This window comes from Caballeronia sp. RCC_10, from assembly GCF_041360715.1.
Taxonomy (GTDB): Bacteria; Pseudomonadota; Gammaproteobacteria; order Burkholderiales; family Burkholderiaceae; genus Caballeronia; species Caballeronia grimmiae.
On record NZ_JBFUPT010000097.1, the window covers coordinates 1 to 1,597 of the forward strand.

Here is a 1,597-nt window from a genome sequence, read left to right on the forward strand (position 1 = left end):
ATGCTGCCGCTAAGTTCAAATGTCGGGGTTCCCGCTAAGTAGAGATGTCGGGTTTCGAACCAATGTTTCTGTTCAGGTGTGGGGTTGGGGCGGCGCAGCCGCCCCCCGTTCCCTCATTGCTTTTGCGCTGACTTCGAGAATTGCTTCGTTCATATCGGCAATGCTCAGCGCACGTTGCTTCTTCAGTCCTTCAAGCGCCTTCTTGGCTCGAACCTGTTCACCGCGGTGCGTGCGTGACGGCGCATCACACGCACGACGATCGTCTCGTTTGGCTTGCAGCAATCGTGCGGCTTCGAGTGCATGCGCCAAGCGCTTGTTCTCGACTTCCGCGCCCTGATCAATCCGCGCAATACGGTCGTAAGTGCCGCAGGGAAGCACCTCGCCGCCCGCCTGTACCTCGACGCAGCCATTCGGGTATTCGACCACCTCGACTTGCTGGTGAATCAATAGGCGATTGGCAGGCGTGTCTTCCAGCAGATACATCACCCGGTCGTATTGCACCGTCAGCGCATGCGTGACCTTGCGCCAGACGCGATGGGCCAACAATTGCGTCAAATCGTCGTCAGCATGGAGGGGCCGATGAGCATCGTGGTCGCTACGTGGCGGCTTACCGAAACGTTGATTGAAATTGGCGATGAAGGAGGGCGCATAGGCATTGGCTCCTTCCCAGGTGCTGATCTCGCGCAAGCGTAACTCCTTGACCAGCCGGTCCTGCAGGGTCAGGTTGGCGCGCTCCACACGCCCCTTGGCCTGACTACTATTCGCGCAGAACGCATCGATGTTCAGTTCGTACAAGGCTCGCCCGAACTGCGTCACGCCTTTGCCAGCGGTCTGCGAGCGGCTCTTGACGTAAAAGACGCTGGCCTTGTCGCTGTAGAACGCGACGGGCTTACCGTGCGCGTGCAGATACTTCGACAGCGCCTCGAAGTAACTGAAGGTCGATTCTGTCGCGGTGAAATGCAGCGTCATCAGCCGGCCGGTCGCATCGTCGATAAATACCAGCAGCGTGCACGCCGGCGCGCGATCCTCGAACCAGCGATGATCGCTGCCATCGATCTGGATTAACTCGCCCAGACACGAGCGGCGATTACGCGGCTGGTGAATCCGGGGCGGGCGCTGCTTGCGCGGTACCCACAGGCCCGCGGCCGTCATCAGCGCGCGAATGGTCTCGACGGCCAGTTCAGTGCCATGGCATTCCCGTAACTTCTCGCACGCCAGCGTCGGACCAAAATCGGCATAGCGCTCACGGATTAGTGCCAGCGCCCGTTGCGCCACGCCGTCCGGCAGCCGGTGGTTACTCGCGCGGCCGCGCTTGCCGGACACCAGACCGCGGGCACCGTCCGCACGATAACGCAAGACGAGCCGCTCGATCTGCCGCACGCTCACGCATAGCCGCTCGGCGGCACGGCCTGGCTTGAGTTGGCGTTCGGCGACTGCCTGAATCACTCTGAGTCGGTCCAGTTCGCGCATCGACATCGTGATGGTCCCAGTCGTGTTCATGGTCCGCGCTCCAGATCCGCTTGTCTGGATACGAACCTACGGCAAAATGCGACATCTCTATTTGGCAGAAACGCGACATTTGAACTTGGGACCTACA

General features: G+C 60.6%; 1 protein-coding gene. It reads right to left on the reverse strand.

Features of this window, described 5'->3' with window-relative positions; all coding sequences use genetic code 11:
* Positions 1–72: 72 nt before the first annotated feature.
* Complete coding sequence (locus AB6804_RS31765) at positions 73–1,500, reverse strand: ISNCY family transposase (protein ID WP_370889821.1); 1,428 nt, start codon at positions 1,498–1,500, stop codon at positions 73–75.
* Between the last annotated feature and the right edge of the window lie 97 nt (positions 1,501–1,597).

Bases quoted from the DNA above. Each gene is read 5' to 3' on its own strand.
- AB6804_RS31765 (WP_370889821.1), bottom strand. From the start codon at position 1,500: ATGAACACGACTGGGACCATCACGATGTCGATGCGCGAACTGGACCGA.